18 protein-coding genes are annotated in these 16,224 nt (G+C 60.1%); 9 read left to right on the top strand and 9 right to left on the bottom strand.

What is annotated here, in order from left to right:
* Positions 1–40: 40 nt before the first annotated feature.
* The 3 genes from HMPREF3104_RS12165 to rimP form a co-directional block, all read right to left on the bottom strand.
* Complete coding sequence (locus HMPREF3104_RS12165) at positions 41–340, bottom strand: YlxR family protein (protein ID WP_083279087.1); 300 nt, start codon at positions 338–340, stop codon at positions 41–43.
* A gap of 78 nt (positions 341–418) precedes the next feature.
* Positions 419–1,453, bottom strand: a complete 1,035-nt coding sequence (gene nusA / locus HMPREF3104_RS10800; RefSeq protein ID WP_052203867.1) for a transcription termination factor NusA — start codon at positions 1,451–1,453, stop codon at positions 419–421.
* The gene (gene rimP / locus HMPREF3104_RS10795) at positions 1,443–1,973 is read right to left on the bottom strand and encodes a ribosome maturation factor RimP (protein WP_052203865.1); all 531 of its coding nucleotides are present in this window, start codon (positions 1,971–1,973) and stop codon (positions 1,443–1,445) included. The genes nusA and rimP overlap by 11 nt, the downstream gene beginning before the upstream one ends.
* A gap of 30 nt (positions 1,974–2,003) precedes the next feature.
* Here rimP and HMPREF3104_RS10790 point away from each other — a divergent pair, with 30 nt between their 5' ends.
* A complete protein-coding gene (locus HMPREF3104_RS10790; RefSeq protein WP_246816424.1) occupies positions 2,004–2,801 on the top strand; it encodes a DUF4439 domain-containing protein in 798 nt (265 codons plus the stop codon).
* A gap of 18 nt (positions 2,802–2,819) precedes the next feature.
* On the opposite strand, the gene HMPREF3104_RS10785 is transcribed toward HMPREF3104_RS10790, so the two are convergent.
* A complete protein-coding gene (locus HMPREF3104_RS10785) occupies positions 2,820–4,598 on the bottom strand; it encodes a proline--tRNA ligase (protein WP_070496045.1) in 1,779 nt (592 codons plus the stop codon).
* A gap of 31 nt (positions 4,599–4,629) precedes the next feature.
* Between HMPREF3104_RS10785 and HMPREF3104_RS10780 the strand changes: the two genes are divergently transcribed.
* The 5 genes from HMPREF3104_RS10780 (at position 4,630) to HMPREF3104_RS10760 (ending at position 8,714) form a co-directional block, all read left to right on the top strand.
* A complete protein-coding gene (locus HMPREF3104_RS10780) occupies positions 4,630–5,328 on the top strand; it encodes a YaaA family protein (protein ID WP_070495855.1) in 699 nt (232 codons plus the stop codon).
* A 79-nt stretch (positions 5,329–5,407) separates the two neighbouring features.
* The gene (locus HMPREF3104_RS10775) at positions 5,408–6,529 is read left to right on the top strand and encodes an ATP-binding protein (protein WP_070495853.1); all 1,122 of its coding nucleotides are present in this window, start codon (positions 5,408–5,410) and stop codon (positions 6,527–6,529) included.
* Between the two features lie 29 nt (positions 6,530–6,558).
* Complete coding sequence (locus HMPREF3104_RS10770) at positions 6,559–7,281, top strand: DUF1648 domain-containing protein (protein WP_168156380.1); 723 nt, start codon at positions 6,559–6,561, stop codon at positions 7,279–7,281.
* Positions 7,281–7,961, top strand: coding sequence for a thermonuclease family protein (locus HMPREF3104_RS10765; RefSeq protein ID WP_070495850.1), 681 nt, complete (start codon positions 7,281–7,283; stop codon positions 7,959–7,961). Before HMPREF3104_RS10770 ends, HMPREF3104_RS10765 begins: the two co-directional genes overlap by 1 nt.
* Before the next feature lie 3 nt (positions 7,962–7,964).
* Complete coding sequence (locus tag HMPREF3104_RS10760; protein ID WP_070495848.1) at positions 7,965–8,714, top strand: NAD-dependent deacylase; 750 nt, start codon at positions 7,965–7,967, stop codon at positions 8,712–8,714.
* Here HMPREF3104_RS10760 and HMPREF3104_RS10755 read toward each other — a convergent pair.
* Genes HMPREF3104_RS10755 through cobA form a run of 4 tightly spaced genes read right to left on the bottom strand, consistent with a single transcriptional unit; the run spans position 8,711 to position 10,952 of the window.
* A complete protein-coding gene (locus tag HMPREF3104_RS10755; RefSeq protein WP_070495846.1) occupies positions 8,711–8,965 on the bottom strand; it encodes a Txe/YoeB family addiction module toxin in 255 nt (84 codons plus the stop codon). The genes HMPREF3104_RS10760 and HMPREF3104_RS10755 overlap by 4 nt on opposite strands.
* A complete protein-coding gene (locus HMPREF3104_RS10750) occupies positions 8,965–9,228 on the bottom strand; it encodes a type II toxin-antitoxin system Phd/YefM family antitoxin (RefSeq protein WP_052203851.1) in 264 nt (87 codons plus the stop codon). The genes HMPREF3104_RS10755 and HMPREF3104_RS10750 overlap by 1 nt, the downstream gene beginning before the upstream one ends.
* Before the next feature lie 40 nt (positions 9,229–9,268).
* Positions 9,269–10,228 carry a class I SAM-dependent methyltransferase gene (locus HMPREF3104_RS10745; protein ID WP_070495844.1) on the bottom strand — a complete coding sequence of 320 codons (960 nt, stop codon included), beginning with the start codon at positions 10,226–10,228 and terminating at the stop codon, positions 9,269–9,271.
* Complete coding sequence (gene cobA / locus HMPREF3104_RS10740) at positions 10,212–10,952, bottom strand: uroporphyrinogen-III C-methyltransferase (protein WP_052203847.1); 741 nt, start codon at positions 10,950–10,952, stop codon at positions 10,212–10,214. Before cobA ends, HMPREF3104_RS10745 begins: the two co-directional genes overlap by 17 nt.
* Before the next feature lie 24 nt (positions 10,953–10,976).
* Between cobA and HMPREF3104_RS10735 the strand changes: the two genes are divergently transcribed.
* A complete protein-coding gene (locus HMPREF3104_RS10735; RefSeq protein WP_070495842.1) occupies positions 10,977–12,170 on the top strand; it encodes a protein adenylyltransferase SelO family protein in 1,194 nt (397 codons plus the stop codon).
* 24 nt (positions 12,171–12,194) lie between these two features.
* Here HMPREF3104_RS10735 and mqo read toward each other — a convergent pair whose 3' ends face one another.
* Positions 12,195–13,706, bottom strand: coding sequence for a malate dehydrogenase (quinone) (gene mqo / locus HMPREF3104_RS10730; RefSeq protein WP_070495840.1), 1,512 nt, complete (start codon positions 13,704–13,706; stop codon positions 12,195–12,197).
* Between the two features lie 100 nt (positions 13,707–13,806).
* Here mqo and HMPREF3104_RS10725 point away from each other — a divergent pair, with 100 nt between their 5' ends.
* Together HMPREF3104_RS10725 and mtr are read left to right on the top strand one after the other, a co-directional pair.
* Positions 13,807–14,799 (top strand): alpha/beta hydrolase, encoded by a 993-nt coding sequence (locus HMPREF3104_RS10725; protein WP_070495839.1) that lies wholly within the window; start codon positions 13,807–13,809, stop codon positions 14,797–14,799.
* Positions 14,781–16,190, top strand: a complete 1,410-nt coding sequence (gene mtr, locus HMPREF3104_RS10720) for a mycothione reductase (RefSeq protein WP_070495837.1) — start codon at positions 14,781–14,783, stop codon at positions 16,188–16,190. The genes HMPREF3104_RS10725 and mtr overlap by 19 nt, the downstream gene beginning before the upstream one ends.
* Positions 16,191–16,224: the final 34 nt, after the last annotated feature.

Raw genomic sequence — 16,224 nt, 5'->3', positions numbered from 1 at the left:
TGACTTTCATCGCTGATGCTGCTTCATGGTCGCGTACTCATCAGTGTTCGGTCTTCCTATCTACGTGTGGGTCTTGGTGTGAATCGCTTGAAAGGTACTCACGTACATGACTCACGTCCACGAGTGTGGACAAGCGAAGCGCCCGAGCAAACGCACGGCGCTGCTCCGCCAGCTCTAACGCTTCCAGCGTTGGCGTAATCCACGCACCCCTACCCGGTAGGCACCGAGCAGGATCCGCAATCACGCGACCCGGGTCGTCCGGATCCGCAACGACTCGCAGCAACTGCGTGTCGGGCAACTGCTTGCGAGATGCGACGCAGGTCCGGATACGGATTGGCATACGTGACCTTTCGTCGCACGGAAACGGTTTTTAAGCCGTCCTCAAGGATACGCCACTAAACGACAAATTTGTAACTGCCTAGTTTTGCGCTTCGCCTGCGGCGGTTTCCTCGGCGACATCTGCATCCGAGTGGATGTCAATCTTCCAGCCGGTCAAGCGCGCTGCCAAACGGGCGTTCTGGCCTTCCTTACCAATGGCAAGGGAGAGCTGATAATCCGGAACAATCACACGCGCGGTCTGCGTGGCTGGGTCGGTGACCTCAACGCTGATGACCTTGGACGGCGCAAGCGCATTGCCAACGTACGCCGCCGGGTCATCCGAGTAATCAATGATGTCAATCTTCTCGCCAGCGAGTTCCTTCATAATGTTGGTGACGCGCGAGCCACGCGGGCCAATGCAGGCGCCCTTGGCGTTGACGCCCTTGACTGCGGAACGCACCGCAACCTTGGAGCGGTGACCAGCCTCGCGGGCAATGCCAACGATTTCAACGCTGCCGTCCGCAACCTCCGGCACCTCAAGCGCAAACAGGCCGCGTACCAGTTCCGGGTGGGTGCGCGAGAGATTGACCATAACGTCACGGTCCCCCTTGTTCACGCCCACCACATACGCCTTGATGCGGTCACCATGAACGAGACGCTCCCCTGGAATCTTCTCCGCCGGCAACAGGATGCCGTCCTGGGGCGCAGCCTCAGTACCGATTGCAACGGCACTGACACCACGTGCTTCCTTCATCGCGTCGCGCTCCACAACGCCAGAGACCACAGTGCCCTCCAGCTCCGCGTACTCGGAGTAGACACGACCAGCCTCTACAGAGCGCAGCTTCTTCTTAATCGCGTCACGCACCGCAACTGCGCCGATGCGGGAGAAGTTCACCGGAGTGTCGTCGTACTCAGAGATGACCTCGCCGTCCTCATCACGTTCCGTGACCAAAACAGCAACATCGCCCGTAGCCACGTCGATGTCAATGCGCGGCTCAGAGCGCTCCTCCAATGGCACCTCGCGGTAGTCACGGTATGCCCACAGCAGTGCAGTTGCGATGGTCTCCAGCAGATCCCTAACCGCAATGCCCTGGTTCTTCTCAATCGCCCTGAGGGCTTCCATATCAATATTCACTTGTCACCTCTTCGAAGTCCTTTTCCGCCAGCTCAACTTCTGCAGCTGGCGGTTTCTTAAATTCAATTTCTACCACTGCGCCCGCCAGCTCCGAAACCGGCATGGCTTGCGCAACCGGCGTTTTGGAGCCTGAAGGAATGACCACCACCTCAGTTTCATCCTGGTTCAGCGCACCAACGCGGTAGAGCTGACCAGCGGCATTAACCAAACGGCCGCGGTTGCGACGCCAGTGTCGCGGCAGCGTCAGCGGCATATCCACGCCAGGTGTAGTCAGCTCTAGCGTGTAGCCAGCGCCGAAGTTGACTTCTCCGCGTTGCTCCAAAGCGTCGAAAAGCGTGGAAAGCTCATTGGACACTTCCTCCAACTCGTCCAACGTCGGGTGGGTATCCGAGTCGAGCGCGATAACAACCTGCGATTTCTTGCCCGCCTTGACGGTCCGGATGTGCTCAATGTCCATCGCGTACGCCTGCGCAACAGGGGCTACCAGTTGTTCAAGTTCGTTATTTGTGGGAAATGCCATGGCTCAAACCTAGCGTGTAACGTGCAGCGGGTGAAGAAGTTGCTTGTTTTGCCAGCCGCATTGCTTTTATCTAGCTGCACGGTGATGGATGTTATCGGCCCGCGCGCCAACGGCGAAATCATGTCCTTGGCCAAGCAAGCCTCCGCGGATTGGGTGTGGTCCGAGGACCAGAATGCGTGGACCGAACTGCGCAAGTCCCAGAGCGAGCAGCTTCAAGACGAAGCACTGCGCCTGTGCGGCACCGACGAAACTGGACAGACCCCGCAGTCCTGCAACGTCGGATATGGCGACACCGACCTTCCGGCCGCCGCGGACGGCGCAGCCCTTTTGGAGCACACCGTTGCCGCCGCCGACAAGGTACCGGCAGATTCCGTCGACCTGGTGGTTGCCCAAGCCATCGATGCGCTGGCGCTGGCCCCGGTTGAGCTAGATATCGAGAGCCCCATTACTCACGACGCCTCACTGCAAACAGCCACCGACCTCCTCGCCGCAGAAAACGCGATGGACTACGGCCTTGGCATCGCACTGGCGTACGCCGACGGTGCACTGCGCACGCGCATTGTGGACCTGCGCGAGGCATCCCACGAACGCACAGAGGTGCTGACTGGAATGCTGACTGAGGTGCTGAGCGAGGATCTGGTACCTGCCGCCGGCTACACGTTTGCGGAAGGGTACGCAGAGCCCACGACAACGCAAGAGGCCACTGAGCTCGTCGAAACGATGCACAGTGACCTTGTTAAACAGTGGCGTTTAGCTGCCGCGGACGCGGAGTCGAAGCCCTGGCGCAAGGCGGCGATCCAACTCGCCGCCCACGCCCAGCGCGATTAAAAGCGCAGGGCGGAGTATCTAGCCGCGGACGAGCTCGATGACCTTGTCCACGATTTCGTCTGCGGGAACCTCAAGCGTTTCGCCGCCACGGATGCGCAGCTCCACAATGCCATCTGCAAAGGAGCGGCCCAGGATCACCACGAACGGCATGCCAAGCAGTTCGGCATCCTTGAACTTGACGCCTGGGGAGACTTTCGGACGATCGTCGTAAAGTACTTCAAGCCCTGCGGCATCAAATTCACCTACCAGGCGCTCGCCTGCCTCAAGTGCTGCGGCGTCCTTGTTCGCCACCGCAACGTGCACCTGGTACGGGGCGATCTCTACCGGCCAGACCAGACCCTTGTCGTCGTGGCGCTGCTCAGCCACAACCGCCATCATGCGGGAGACACCGATGCCGTAGGAGCCCATGGTGGGCACGGCGCGCTTGCCGTTTTCATCCAGAATCTGCACGTCCATGGCCTCGGTGTACTTGCGGCCCAGCTGGAAGATGTGGCCCAGCTCGATGCCGCGGGCAAGCTCGACAGTGCCGTTGCCGGACGGCGACGGGTCGCCTTCCTTGATCTCGGCTGCCTCAATAAACCCGTCCACGCTGAAGTCACGGCCGGCCACCAAGCCAACGACGTGCTTCTGCGGAGCGTCCGCGCCGGTGATCCAGGCGGTGCCTTCCACCACGCGCGGGTCCGCGAGCACGCGCACACCGTTAGCGTTCAGCGCGCGCGGGCCGACGTAGCCCTTGACAAGGAAACCGCTCTTGGCAAAGTCCTCCTCGCTAGCCAGCTCAAAGGTGGCCGGCTCAAGCGATGCCTCCAGGCGCTTCTCATCCAGCTCGCGATCACCCGGGATCAACACACCGACCAGCTGCGGGCCAACCGGCTTGCCGTCCTCATCCAGCGCACGTGGGTCGTTGACCTTGATCATCATGCACTTGAGCGTGTCGGCGGCTTGGGCCTCGCGGCCTTCTACAAGCACACCTGCGCTCTGCGCCCACTCAACCAGCGCAGCGATGGTCTCGGAGGCCGGAGTATCGTGCACCACAGCCTCTGGCAGCCCCTCGATCGGACGAGCCTCAGGCACAACCGTGGTCACAGCCTCCACGTTGGCCGCGTAATCGCCCGCGGTGGAGATAACAAAGGTGTCCTCGCCGTTTTCGGAGTACGCGAGGAACTCCTCGGATGCGGAGCCGCCCATAGCGCCAGAGGTGGCCTGGCAAATCTCGTAGCGGATGCCCACGCGATCAAAGATGCGCTGGTAGGCCGCACGGTGGTTCGCGTAGGACTGATCCAGGCCCTCGTCGCTCATGTCGAAGGAGTAGCTGTCCTTCATCACAAACTCGCGCCCACGCAAAATGCCAGCGCGCGGACGCGCCTCATCGCGGTACTTCGTCTGGATCTGGTACAGCGTGACCGGGAAGTCCTTGTATGAGGAGTACAGGTCCTTGACCTGGAGTGTGAACATCTCCTCGTGTGTGGGGCCCAGCAGCATGTCTGCGCCCTTGCGGTCCTTCAGGCGGAACAGGTCATCGCCGTATTCGGCCCAACGGTTGGTTGCCTCGTACGGCTCGCGCGGCAGCAGCGCCGGGAAGAGCAGCTCCTGGGCGCCCATCGCGTCCATCTCTTCGCGCACGATACCTTCGATCTTGCGCAGCGTGCGCAGGCCGAGCGGCAGCCAGGAGTACACGCCGGGTGCGGCGCGGCGTACGTAGCCGGCGCGGACGAGCAGTTTGTGGCTGGGTACCTCCGCATCGGCGGGGTCTTCGCGCAGCGTGCGCAGGAACAGTGTGGACAGGCGTGTGATCATGACCAGAAATTCTAGCGCTAGGGTTTTTGGCATGCTCATCGTGTTGCCCCCGTCTGAAACCAAAGCCCCTGGCGGCCAGTTAGGCCCCATGCGTGTGTCCTTCCCGGAGTTGGATCCGATCCGTCAAGCGCTCATGGATCAGCTCGCCTCATCCGATGTTGAAACCATGATGGACCAGCTAAAAATCCCGGCCACCAAGCGCGCTGAGGCTGAGGAGAACCTGGCATTACGCGACGCCCCAGTCATGCCAGCCATCCAGCGCTATACCGGCGTGCTCTATGACGCGCTCGATGCCGCCACACTGCCTGCCGACGCACTGAGCCACCTCGCCGTCGGGTCAGCGCTCTTTGGGCTTTTGCTTGCCGACGACCACGTGCCCCGCTACCGCGTCTCCGCCGGATCCAAGGTGAACAACAAAACCATGAAGGCGTGGTGGGGCAAGGCTGTGACCGAGCAACTGGCGCAGCAGGATTTCGTGGTGGATATGCGCTCAGGCGCCTACCAACAGCTGGGCCCGCTGGCTTCCGCAATGACGGTGCGGGTGGAGCAAGCGGACACTGGCAAGGTGGTCAGCCACTTTAATAAGCAGTACAAGGGCGAGCTTGCGCGCTCGCTCGCCCTGGCTCCGAATATTGCAGACGCCGCAAGCATTAACGACGTGGCAGATCTGGCCTCCGCGGAGGGTTTCCAGGTACGAATCGACGGCCAACAGCTCACACTGTTGGTATAACCGCAGGAAAATTTATCAATTTATCAATCTGCCCGAATTTATCAATTTATCAATCGGCAGCGGTGTTAGGATGCGGGTTATGCACAACCCGTTTCGCCCCACATTCGGCGCCAGCCCTCGCGTCTGGGCTGGACGTGACGCCGTGCTGCAAGATTTCGCCCGCGCATTACAGGGTGGTCCCGGCAACCCGGATCGCTCACTGCTCATCTCGGGCTCTCGCGGCATTGGTAAAACAGTACTCTTAACGGAGCTGGAAGACATTGCCATCCAGCACGGGTGGGTGGTGTTGCGCGCATCTGCTCGCGAGAACATGCAGCAGGTGCTGGTGGAGTCCACCATCCCTGAGGCAATCGCTCGTCTAGAGGAGCGCCCTAAACGGCAGCTGACCGGGTTTTCCGTAGCTGGCATTGGGTCGGTCAGTACCCACATCACCGATAGTGAGCCAGCCCAACGGCTGGTTGCGCAACTTCGTCGGCTGATCGACCTGCTGCATGACACCGGCGTGCTGATCACCATCGATGAGGTCCAGGACGTTGACCCTGATGACCTCACCCAGATCGCCATTGCGTACCAGGATCTGGTGCGCGATGACCTTCCGGTGGCGGTAGCCATGGCGGGGCTGACCCGCGGCATCAACCAGTTGTTGGATCTGCCCGGCGCGACGTTTTTGCGCCGTGCTCGCCATTATGAGCTGGGCCCGCTGACGTTGGACGACGCCCGACGCGCCTTCGAGGAGACATCGCAAGAGGGCGGGATTGTGTTCGCGGCTGCGGATCAGGCGGCTGAGCTGAGTCAGGGGTATCCCTATCTGGTGCAGTTGCTTGGTTTCCTTGCCTGGGAGCGGGCAGTAGAGGATTCGCTTTCTACTATCGACGCCAACGTGATCACCCTCGCTACCCCAGACGCAGTTGAGCGTCTTGGCTTGCAGGTGCACCAGCCTGCGTTGCGGGATGTGCCGCCGAAGCAGCTGGAGTTCTTGCAGACGATGGCGCTGTTAGAGGAGCAAGCCGGCACACCTGAGGTGCCGGTTGCACATGTGGCGGAGTTGATGGGGACGACGACAACGTCGGTAAGTGACACGCGTCAGAAGCTGATTGACCGTGACTTGATTACGCCCGCGGGGTGGGGGTTGGTGGAGTTTGCGCAGCCGTACCTTGGGCAGTACTTGCGTGAGCGGCGCCGTCCGAAACGCGTGCAGTAGCACGTGCAGTAACGTTTACACCCATGCACATGCGCCGCTTCCTTCTTATTTCAGTTGGCATTTACCTTGCAACGTTTGCGTATCTCCTCCTGCGCTGGGATTCGATTCCGGAGCCGGTGCCGATCCATATCGGCCCTGGCGGTGTGGATGCTTGGGCGGATAAGACGTGGCTTAGTGTTGGCGGCGCGCTGTGGATCGGTCTAGCTATTTCGGCGATGATGGCGGCGTGTGCGCTGCCTGCGAACGCTGCCACAAGGCGTCGCGAGGTCCCGGAAGCTGATGCGCTTCCCTACTCCGAAACGGCAGCGCAGCGAGTCACTGCGCTGCTGAACAAGACCAACGATTTTCTGGGACACATGGCGGTAGGCACGGCGTTAGTGCTGGCCTCGGCGCAGCTGATGATGTGTTTTCCCCGTTTGGTGCCAACTCCGCTGTGGATTGCGGGAATTGTGGTCTACTGTATGTACGCAATCGCGGCGTCTATACGCCTTATGGGCAAGTCGAGTTCCTCCTGGGAGCAGCTACCACCCGATGAGCAGGAGCAGAAGCGCGTGGAGCGGCTGAAACTAAAGGCGTCGATGGGCTTTTACAAGGAGCCGCTGGACCCGATGCCTGTGAGCATCATGCCTGCTGAGCCCGGCAAGATCCAGATCAATACCGCACACCCGGTTGGCAAGCGCCTGATGCGCCGGATCATGTGGGCGATCGTCACCTGCCTAATCGTGATTGTTGTGTTGGTGGTGCTGCTGTGATGCACGGAGTCCAGCAGCAAGCCCAGCCAAAGCCCCAGCGCAGCGCTCGCCGCAACACGCTGCGCCTTGTTATCGCACTTCTTATTGCCGTGGTTGGTATCGCAGGCATCGCGCTTGCCGTACGCATGCTCAAGGACGAAGACGCGGTGGTAGTGAGCAAGATTGTGGACGGTGACACCATCGTGGTTACCCACTCCGGCGAAGAGACGCGCGTACGCCTGCTCAACATTGACACTCCCGAAAAAGAGGAATGCCTCTACAAGGAGTCTACGAAGCACCTGGAATCCCTCATTGCTCCCGGGGAGAGCGTGAACCTGGTCTATGACGTTGAGCGTGTGGATCGCTACGGCCGGGACCTTGCGGGTGTGTACAAGCAGGACGGCACATTTGTTAATGAGGTGATGGTGGCCGACGGTTTCGCGCGCGCCGTAGAGTTTCAGCCCAACACCAAGTTCACGTCCACGATGCGCGCCGCCGAAGCTCGTGCGAAAGATGCTGGCCTAGGTATCCACGGGGTGCCCACAGACTGCTTGTTGCCTACAGACATCGCACGTGATGCCTTTGCCCGCTATCAATCAGACCCGGACCCCTTCTACCTTGATGTGATGCGTGACGCCGTGGAGGGCACAAAGAATTTCACGTACCGCGAGCAAGCACTGGATCTGATCAATAGCCTGTAGGCCATGAGCCAATCTGGAAACCTTGCCCAGAGTCTTGCCCAAGCACGCGATATCCTGAGCCACGCCAAACACATCGAGGTGTTTACTGGCGCTGGCATGAGTGCGGATAGCGGCATTGCCACCTACCGCGACGCGCAGACCGGCCTATGGGAAAACGTGGACCCGCAGGCAATGGCTTCCATCAACGCCTGGCACCGGGACGCTGACACCATGTTCGCCTGGTACCTCTGGCGCGCACACTTGGCCCAGCAGGCGCAGCCGAATGCGGGCCACTTAGCCATCGCGAACTGCCCAAAGACTACGGTGACCACCCAAAACATTGACAACCTGCACGAGCGCGCCGGGAGTCAGAACGTGGTGCACCTGCACGGTTCGCTCTTTGATTTCCGCTGTACCGACTGTGACGAGCCCTATACCGCCGAAATTGCACTGCCCCACGAGCCGGTTCCAACGATCACCCCACCGACATGCCCCACGTGCGGTGGTCTGATTCGCCCAGGTGTCGTCTGGTTCGGCGAGGCCTTGCCGGAAGCCGAGTGGCATGAGGCGGAACGACGCATGCGCACGGCCGATGCCCTGCTGATTGTTGGTACCTCGGGCGTGGTCTACCCCGCAGCTGGTTTGCCGCTGATGGCTCATGCACGCGAGATCCCGATTATTGAGGTCACCCCAATGCGCACGGACCTTTCCCACCTGGCCACGGTGGTTGTTGAAGACACCGCAGCTAACGCCCTGCCCAAGCTCTTGGGCTAGTAGTGGTAACGCGCCTGCAAGACTACAAGATCCCCGTCAACAATCATGTAGACCAGTCGGTGTTCTTGCGTAATTCTTCGTGACCAAGCACCCTCAGCACCATATTTCAAAGGCTCAGGCTTGCCTATCCCCTCAAAAGGGTCACGCAGCGTATCACGCAGCAGCTGATTGACGCGTTTGAGCATCTTTTTGTCATTGGCCTGCCAATGCAAATAGTCTTCCCACGCGTGGCTAGTCCAAACCAGCCGCATTACGCATCTAGTTCAACATCTAAGTCAACGTCGTGCTCTGCTACGGCACCGTTGAGTGCGTCCTCATATGCCTGCGTCAATCGGCGAGCATTTTCTCGCGTTTTAAACAGGTACGCGGTTTCAAGCCATGCTTCGTAATCCTCGGCAGACATAAGTACTGCATTGCCATGACGGGAAACAATCTCCACTGCATCGCGATCGTTGTTCACTTGCTGAATAAGCGGGTACAAGGTACGCCGAGCTTCAGACGCACTGATAGACATAACGCCCTCCTTACTGTCGTACCGCAAAAGGGTACCACATTTATGGTGTCGCCCGAAGCACCGTAAAGGTATTATCCCGCGCCACTTGCTCCACTGAGTCGAAGCGGCGCTGAACTTCCGGCCGATAGCGCAGGTGCGAGTTGTGCACCATGTACAGGGCCCCTCCGGGGGCGAGCATGCGTTTCGACGCATCCAGCAACCGCTGCACCAACGTCGCGTCAACCGCATTACCGTCGTGAAACGGCGGGTTGAGCGCGATGGTGTCAAAGGAGCCATCGGCAAACCGCGAGCCGGCGTCGTCCCACGTGACCTCCAGGCCGATGGCGCGCGCGGAAAGCACGGCGTCCGCATCAGCATCGGTGGCCACCCCACCAAGACCACGGGAAACAGAGCCGTTGCCACAGCCGAAGTCCAGCAGACGTCCGGGATTAGCAGGCAGGCATGAGCGCAGCAGCTCTCCGCCTCGGTCCGGCTTCGCCCCGGAAAACACACCACCGATGCTCACAAGCCCATCGCCCATCACTGGCTCGTAGGTCACATCGCGCGGGCCAGCAGCAACGAGGCAGCGGAACTTCCCGCGGCCACGGGAGGCTGCAACGGACGTAAAGGACTCTTCAAGCACCGCGTTCATGCCGCGCGACAGGTGCTTATTGTTGCCACCCAGCACCAAACGCACATCTGAGAAACCTGCGCCAGCAATAGAGCGCGCGAGATAGTCCAAGCGCGCAAGGGATTTCGGCATCTCTCCCAGAGCAACAACCTGTCCCGAAGACCCCGCCAGATAGGCATCTAGGCGCTGATCCCCCACCACCGCCGCACCCAGTGCGGCAGCCTCCTGGCAGCGCGCGTAGTCCGGATCCAGAAACGTCACCGACGCGCCAGCTTCAATCGCCGCGCGTGTGAGATCAAGCGTCGGATCCTGGCAGATCAGCGCATGCGATGGCGGGCGTGTGGCGTCGTCAAGCGAAAGCTCCCAAATCAAGCTATCCAGCGTGCGCAAGGCCAGCCACCTCCCCGAAGACGTAGACAGCGGGGTTGGTCACGGAGTGCTCCTCCATGACATCGGCAAGCGTGTCGGCGGTGGCGAAGAACACGCGTTGCGCTGCGGTCTCACCCTCCTGGATCACCGCTGCCGGGCACTGCGGTGCAAGGCCGGCTTCAAGCAATGCCGAGGCAATAGCGCGGACGTTGCGCACGCCCATCACCACCACAATCGTGCCCCCGACCTGAGCCAATGCTCCCCAGTCCACCAGGGACTTCGCGTGCCCCGGCGGCAAGTGCCCGGAGACCACCGTAAACGCGTGTGTGACTCCGCGCTGGGTCACCGGCACACCTGCCGCAGCCGGCACCGACACTGCAGAGGTCACCCCGGGCACCACCGAGCACTCCAAGCCGGCAGCCGCACAGGCCTGGAGCTCCTCAAACCCGCGGCCGAACACGTACGGATCACCGCCTTTGAGCCGCACCACCTGCTTACCCTCGCGCGCGTACTGCACGAGCAGCTCATTGATGCGCTCTTGCGCCACCTGGCGTCCGTACGGCAGCTTGGCTACATCGACGACCTCTTTGCCTTCAAGGTCGAGAAACTGCGACAGCTCCGCGGCGGGCCCGAGGTGGTCTGCAAGAATCACGTCTGCCGCCTCCAAGGCGCGCAGTCCGCGAATAGTCAGCAGGTCCCAGGCACCGGGACCGCCGCCAACAAGGGTGATGTGACCGTTTCTCATAGGGCTCAAGTCTAGGGTGGTGGCATGAACCAACCGCAGCTTGCCCACACGCTCGCAGAAATGCTGCCCGAGATGGCACAACCTCAGCCCGGCACTACCTTTGCCAACGCGCAGCTAGTGGTGCTCAATGAGGCGCTCGCGCGAGAGCTTGGGTTGAACCCCGAATGGCTGCGCAGTCATGACGGAGTGCAGTGGCTTGCCGGTTCCCAGGGTGGTCATTCCATGGCTTACTCCGGCCATCAGTTCGGCCAGTTTGTGCCCTTGCTTGGCGACGGCCGCGCCACCCTCCTCGGCAACCTCCCCACCACCGGCGACCAGGGCGGCTACGAAATCCAGCTCAAGGGCTCGGGCCTGACTGCGTTTTCTCGCCCTGGCTCCGACGGCGCTGGCGCGATTGGTCCGATGCTGCGCGAGTACCTGGTTTCAGAGTTCATGCACGCCGTGGGTATTCCGACGACGCGTTCGCTGGCGGTGCTCAGCACCGGCCAGCATGTGATTCGTAGGCAGGGCGGGGTGCCCGGCGGCATTGTGGTGCGTGTAGCCACAAGTCACTTGCGTATCGGATCGGTGCAATACGCCGCAACACAGTCCACGGAGTTGGTGGAAAAGGTCATCCGTGCAGCAGGCTTCGACTCCCCTGTCGCGCTTTTGGAACACACGCTCAATTCCCAGCTTGCGTTGGTATCCAAATGGATGCGCATTGGGTTTGTCCACGGGGTGATGAACACGGATAACGCGGCACTATCCGGTGAGACCATCGACTACGGCCCATGCGCCTTTACTGAGACGTATGACCCGAATGCGGTGTTTTCTTCTATCGACGCCCAGGGCCGCTACCGTTTTGGTCACCAGCCATCGATCGCGGTGTGGAACGTGGCCCGCCTAGCGGAGGCACTGCTTGGGGTGATGGATCAAGACACGGCCCAGTCGATTCTTGGTCAGGCGCAGCAGCGTTGGGACGCCGCCTGGAATGCCGAAGCGCCCAACCCCGAAGAGCTTGCTGCGGCAGAGGACCTCTTTGAGTTCAACGGCATCGTGTTTGGGCCACGCAACGGCATGCTGGAGCGCGCCATCGTGGAGGCGGAACGAAACAGCAACCTCGAACCGTTTCTGGAACTGGCGCGCGCAACCCAGGACCCTTTCAACCCGGAGGCTGGCCCGGAATGGATGAAGGCGCCCGAAGGCGCCTTCCCATTTCAAACGTTCTGCGGTACCTAGCTTGCGCTGGGATCCCGCAGCTGCTTACTTCGAGCCGTCCAGGTGACGCTCCTGCTCCAGCTGCAGGGTCTTCTGGGTCCATGCCCACTGCTCGTCGTAGGCGGCCTTGTCGCGCTTCAGGGACTTGCCGTAGGTCGGGAACATCTGGTGGAGGGTCTCTCCCCACTCGATCATGCGCTCACCGAAGCAACGCTCAAGCAGCTCCAGCATGGCAGCTGGGGTAATCGATGCACCCGGAGATGCGCCGAGGATACCGGCGATGCTGCCGCTCTGATCGTTGACCAGTGCGGTCCCGAATTCGAGTGAGCCAAAGCGCGGAGCAGCGGTCGGCTTGATCACCTGCACACGCTGGCCAGCAACAACCTCGGTCCAGTCCTTCGGATCTGCGTCCGGGTAGTACTCGCGCAGGACGTCCATCTTGCCGTCAAAGTTACGGAAGACCTCTTCAACCAGGTAGGTGACCAGGTTGAAGTTGGTGGCGGCAACACCCAGGTAGGACGGGATGTTGTCCGGGCGGATGGACTTGAACAGGTCCAGGTAGGAACCCTTCTTCATAAACTTCGGAGTCCAGCCACCGTACGGGCCGAACAGCAAGGACTGCTTGCCGTCAACCACGCGCAGGTCCAGGTGCGGGACAGACATCGGCGGGGCGCCAACCTTGGCCTTGCCGTAGACCTTCGCCTGGTGCTGTGCCACGAGTTCCTGGTTGGTGGTCTGCAGCCACATGCCGGAGATTGGGAAGCCCGCATAGCCGTGAACCTCCGGGACACCAGCCTTGCGCAGTAGGTCCAGTGCATAGCCGCCGGCACCGACAAAGACGAAGCGTGCGCGAGTGACCTTCTTGTCGCCCGTGTGCACGTTCTTCACAGTGACTTTCCAGAAGTTGCCCTCGCGCTTGAGGTTGGTTACTTCGTGACCAAAGCGAACCTCGGTACCGGAAGCTTTCGCGGAGTCGATGAACTGCTGGGTCAGTGCACCGTAGTTAATGTCAGTGCCGACATCGGTCCAGGAGACGGCAACCGGCTCAGCGTCGAAGTCGCGGCCCTTGGCCATCAACGGCAGCATCTCGGTGAACTTTGCGGGATCCTCGGTGAACTGCATCTCCGGGAACATGTGGTTGACGCTCAGCGCATCGTAGCGGCGCTTGAGGTAGCCAATCTGGTCTTCGCCCTGTGCGAAAGACACGTGCGGTACAGGGTTGATGAACGCGCGCGGATCCTTCAGCACATTGTTTTCAATGCTGTAGGACCAGAATTGGCGTGCCAGCTGGAACTTCTCATTGATGTTCATCGCCTTGGACACATCAATGCGGCCGTTCTTCTCCGGGGTGTAGTTCAACTCGCACAGTGCCGAGTGACCGGTACCTGCGTTGTTGAACGGGTAGGAAGACTCTTGTGCCGCGCCGTCAAGACGTTCGTAGATCACCTGGGACCATTCCGGTTCCAGTGCGTGCAGCATTGCGCCCAGGGTGGCGCTCATGATGCCGGCTCCTACAAGAAGGACATCCACCTCATCGTCGTAGTTCTTGTTAGCCATACCAAGCCACCTTCTCATCTCTTGAAATTTTGTGCTTCTACAACCCTAGTGCTTTTCCACTCTACGCTGTAGTTTGACGCTCGCGGCTAGTATTGGCCGCATGAGTCAGACCACAATTTTTCGCCCAGACATTCTCGGCCCCGACTATGAACAGGCAACGATTGATCTAGGCAAAGACCCGGACACTGGCAAAGCGGTCCAAGCGGTGGTGGTCAAGGCAATCGCTGGCAACAAGAAGGCAGATCCAAACAAACCTGCACTGCTGTGGATTCACGGCATGAGTGATTACTTCTTCCAAACACATGTGGCGGAATATTTCACCGAGCTTGGTTACCCGTTTTATGCGGTTGATCTGCGTCGCAGCGGCCGTTCCCGCAAGGCGGGCCAGCGGTGGCATTACACCCGGGATGTTGCAAATTACTACCCGGAGCTCAACGCGGCGTTAGACATCATCACAGATGACGTGGCTTCCCAAAAGGTCATTCCCGTCGCCCACTCCACTGGCGGGCTGATCGCCCCGCTGTGGCTGGATTACTTGCGCCGCGAGGACCCAAAGCGTCACGCGCACATTGCGGGGCTCATACTCAACAGCCCCTGGCTGGATCTGCAGTACCACCCCGTTTTTGTAACCCTTGCCCGTCCAGTGATGAATACTGTGGGCCGCTTCCTCCCACTGTTGCCGCTGCCGCAAGACAATTTGGGCACCTACGGCGAGTCCATCCACCACAGCAAGCATGGTGAGTGGCACTTCGATACCGCGATGAAGCCGGTCTACGGGCATCGGAAATATTTCGGCTGGATCCGCGCTATTAATAAGGCACAGCAACAGATTCACGCCGGCAACATTGATACGGGCGTGCCCACATTGACGCTTGTGTCTGCGCACTCCTATTTAGGAAAGGACTACTCGGCTGCCGCGGATACTGCAGACACGGTGTTGGACGTGGAGCAGATCCGAAGATGGGCTCCGACACTGTCTCACACCTCAACTGTTAAGACGATTGAGGGTGCACGGCATGACGTGTTTCTTTCTGAATCTTTTGCCCGCGAAGTAGCTTTTAAGACAACTGCAGAATGGTTGGAGACTCTGTGAATACGCACTATGACCTTATTATTATTGGCACTGGCTCCGGTAACACGATTTTGGACGAGCGCTTTACTGATAAGCGCGTCGCCATTGTGGAGAAGGGTGCGTTTGGCGGTACCTGCCTGAATGTCGGCTGCATCCCTACCAAGATGTACGTCTTGGCCGCCGATGCAGCCTACGCGCCACGCGAGTCTGATCGCCTTGGTATTGGTCTGGAATATAAAGGTGCGGATTGGAATGCGATTAAAGACCGCGTGTTTACCAACCGCATTGACCTGATCGCAGCCGGCGGCGAGGAGTACCGCCGTTCAGACGAATGCCCGAACGTGGATGTTTACGACCAGCCTGCCTATTTCACCGGCCCGCGCACCATCGCCACCGGCACCGCAGATGGCCCTGCAACTATTACGGCAGACCAGGTTCTGATTGCAGCCGGGTCGCGCCCCCGCATCCCGGAGTGGGCCGAGGGCGTGAACTACCACACCAATGAGGACATCATGCGCCTTGATGCGCTTCCGGAGTCCTTAATTATTGTGGGCGGCGGTTTCATCGCCATGGAGTTCGCGCACGTTTTTGATGCACTGGGCACGAAGGTGACCATTGTGAGCCGCTCGCAGATGCTTCGCTCCTTGGATCCTACGATTCGGGACGCTTTCAATGAGCTCGCCTCCGAGCGCTTCAACGTTGTTCACTCCGGCATTACGTCTGCCCGCAACACAGAGGGCGGCATTGAGCTTTTGCTTGACGACGGCACAACGCTACCCTCCCAACACCTCCTCCTTGCCACCGGCCGTATTCCCAACGGTGACGAGCTTCGCGCCGTAGACGGTGGCGTAGAACTACACCCGGATGGCCGTATCAAGGTTGATGAGTTTGGGCGCACCACCGCAGAGGGTGTGTGGGCGCTTGGCGATGTCTCCTCCCCGTATCAGCTCAAGCACGTAGCCAATGCGGAGGCCCGCGCGGTGGCGGCAAACATTGTGTCGCAGTTTGAGGGCAAGGCGCCACAGCGCACAATGCCGCATGAGCATGTCCCCTACGCCGTATTTACTCACCCGCAGATTGCCACGGTTGGTCTCAACGAGGACCAGGCGCGCGAGCAGGGTTATGACGTGACGGTGAAGGTGCAACGCTACGGCGACGTTGCTTACGGCTGGGCACTGGAAGACACCACGGGCCTTGTGAAGCTGATCGCCGACAAGGCCACCGGCCGCCTACTTGGCGCGCACTACATGGGCCCCCAGGCGTCCTCGCTTATTCAGCAGGCGATCACGATCATGGCGTTTGATCTTGATCTGCGCGAAGTTGCCCGCAAACAGTACTGGATCCACCCCGCACTGCCGGAGGTTACTGAGAACGCAATTTTGGGTCTCGAACTCGATTTTGTGGATGCGTAAACAACATGAGCAAAATTTTCTAAGTTTGAATCAC

The sequence above is a fragment of the Corynebacterium sp. HMSC30G07 genome (genome assembly GCF_001806945.1).
Lineage (GTDB): Bacteria > Actinomycetota > Actinomycetes > Mycobacteriales > Mycobacteriaceae > Corynebacterium > Corynebacterium riegelii.
The sequence above is the reverse complement of the archived record's forward strand: the minus strand, read 5'-3'. Positions and strand labels throughout refer to the sequence as shown.

Excerpts from the sequence above, each read along its gene's own strand:
- HMPREF3104_RS10785 (WP_070496045.1), bottom strand. The coding sequence starts at position 4,598 with ATGATCACACGCCTGTCCACACTGTTCCTGCGCACGCTGCGCGAAGAC.
- mtr (WP_070495837.1), top strand. The coding sequence starts at position 14,781 with ATGGTTGGAGACTCTGTGAATACGCACTATGACCTTATTATTATTGGC.
- HMPREF3104_RS12165 (WP_083279087.1), bottom strand. The coding sequence starts at position 340 with ATGCCAATCCGTATCCGGACCTGCGTCGCATCTCGCAAGCAGTTGCCC.
- HMPREF3104_RS10750 (WP_052203851.1), bottom strand. The coding sequence starts at position 9,228 with ATGTCTATCAGTGCGTCTGAAGCTCGGCGTACCTTGTACCCGCTTATT.
- HMPREF3104_RS10755 (WP_070495846.1), bottom strand. The coding sequence starts at position 8,965 with ATGCGGCTGGTTTGGACTAGCCACGCGTGGGAAGACTATTTGCATTGG.
- HMPREF3104_RS10725 (WP_070495839.1), top strand. The coding sequence starts at position 13,807 with ATGAGTCAGACCACAATTTTTCGCCCAGACATTCTCGGCCCCGACTAT.
- rimP (WP_052203865.1), bottom strand. The coding sequence starts at position 1,973 with ATGGCATTTCCCACAAATAACGAACTTGAACAACTGGTAGCCCCTGTT.
- HMPREF3104_RS10775 (WP_070495853.1), top strand. The coding sequence starts at position 5,408 with ATGCACAACCCGTTTCGCCCCACATTCGGCGCCAGCCCTCGCGTCTGG.
- HMPREF3104_RS10770 (WP_168156380.1), top strand. The coding sequence starts at position 6,559 with ATGCGCCGCTTCCTTCTTATTTCAGTTGGCATTTACCTTGCAACGTTT.
- HMPREF3104_RS10765 (WP_070495850.1), top strand. The coding sequence starts at position 7,281 with ATGCACGGAGTCCAGCAGCAAGCCCAGCCAAAGCCCCAGCGCAGCGCT.
- HMPREF3104_RS10760 (WP_070495848.1), top strand. The coding sequence starts at position 7,965 with ATGAGCCAATCTGGAAACCTTGCCCAGAGTCTTGCCCAAGCACGCGAT.
- mqo (WP_070495840.1), bottom strand. The coding sequence starts at position 13,706 with ATGGCTAACAAGAACTACGACGATGAGGTGGATGTCCTTCTTGTAGGA.
- HMPREF3104_RS10735 (WP_070495842.1), top strand. The coding sequence starts at position 10,977 with ATGAACCAACCGCAGCTTGCCCACACGCTCGCAGAAATGCTGCCCGAG.
- HMPREF3104_RS10780 (WP_070495855.1), top strand. The coding sequence starts at position 4,630 with ATGCTCATCGTGTTGCCCCCGTCTGAAACCAAAGCCCCTGGCGGCCAG.
- cobA (WP_052203847.1), bottom strand. The coding sequence starts at position 10,952 with ATGAGAAACGGTCACATCACCCTTGTTGGCGGCGGTCCCGGTGCCTGG.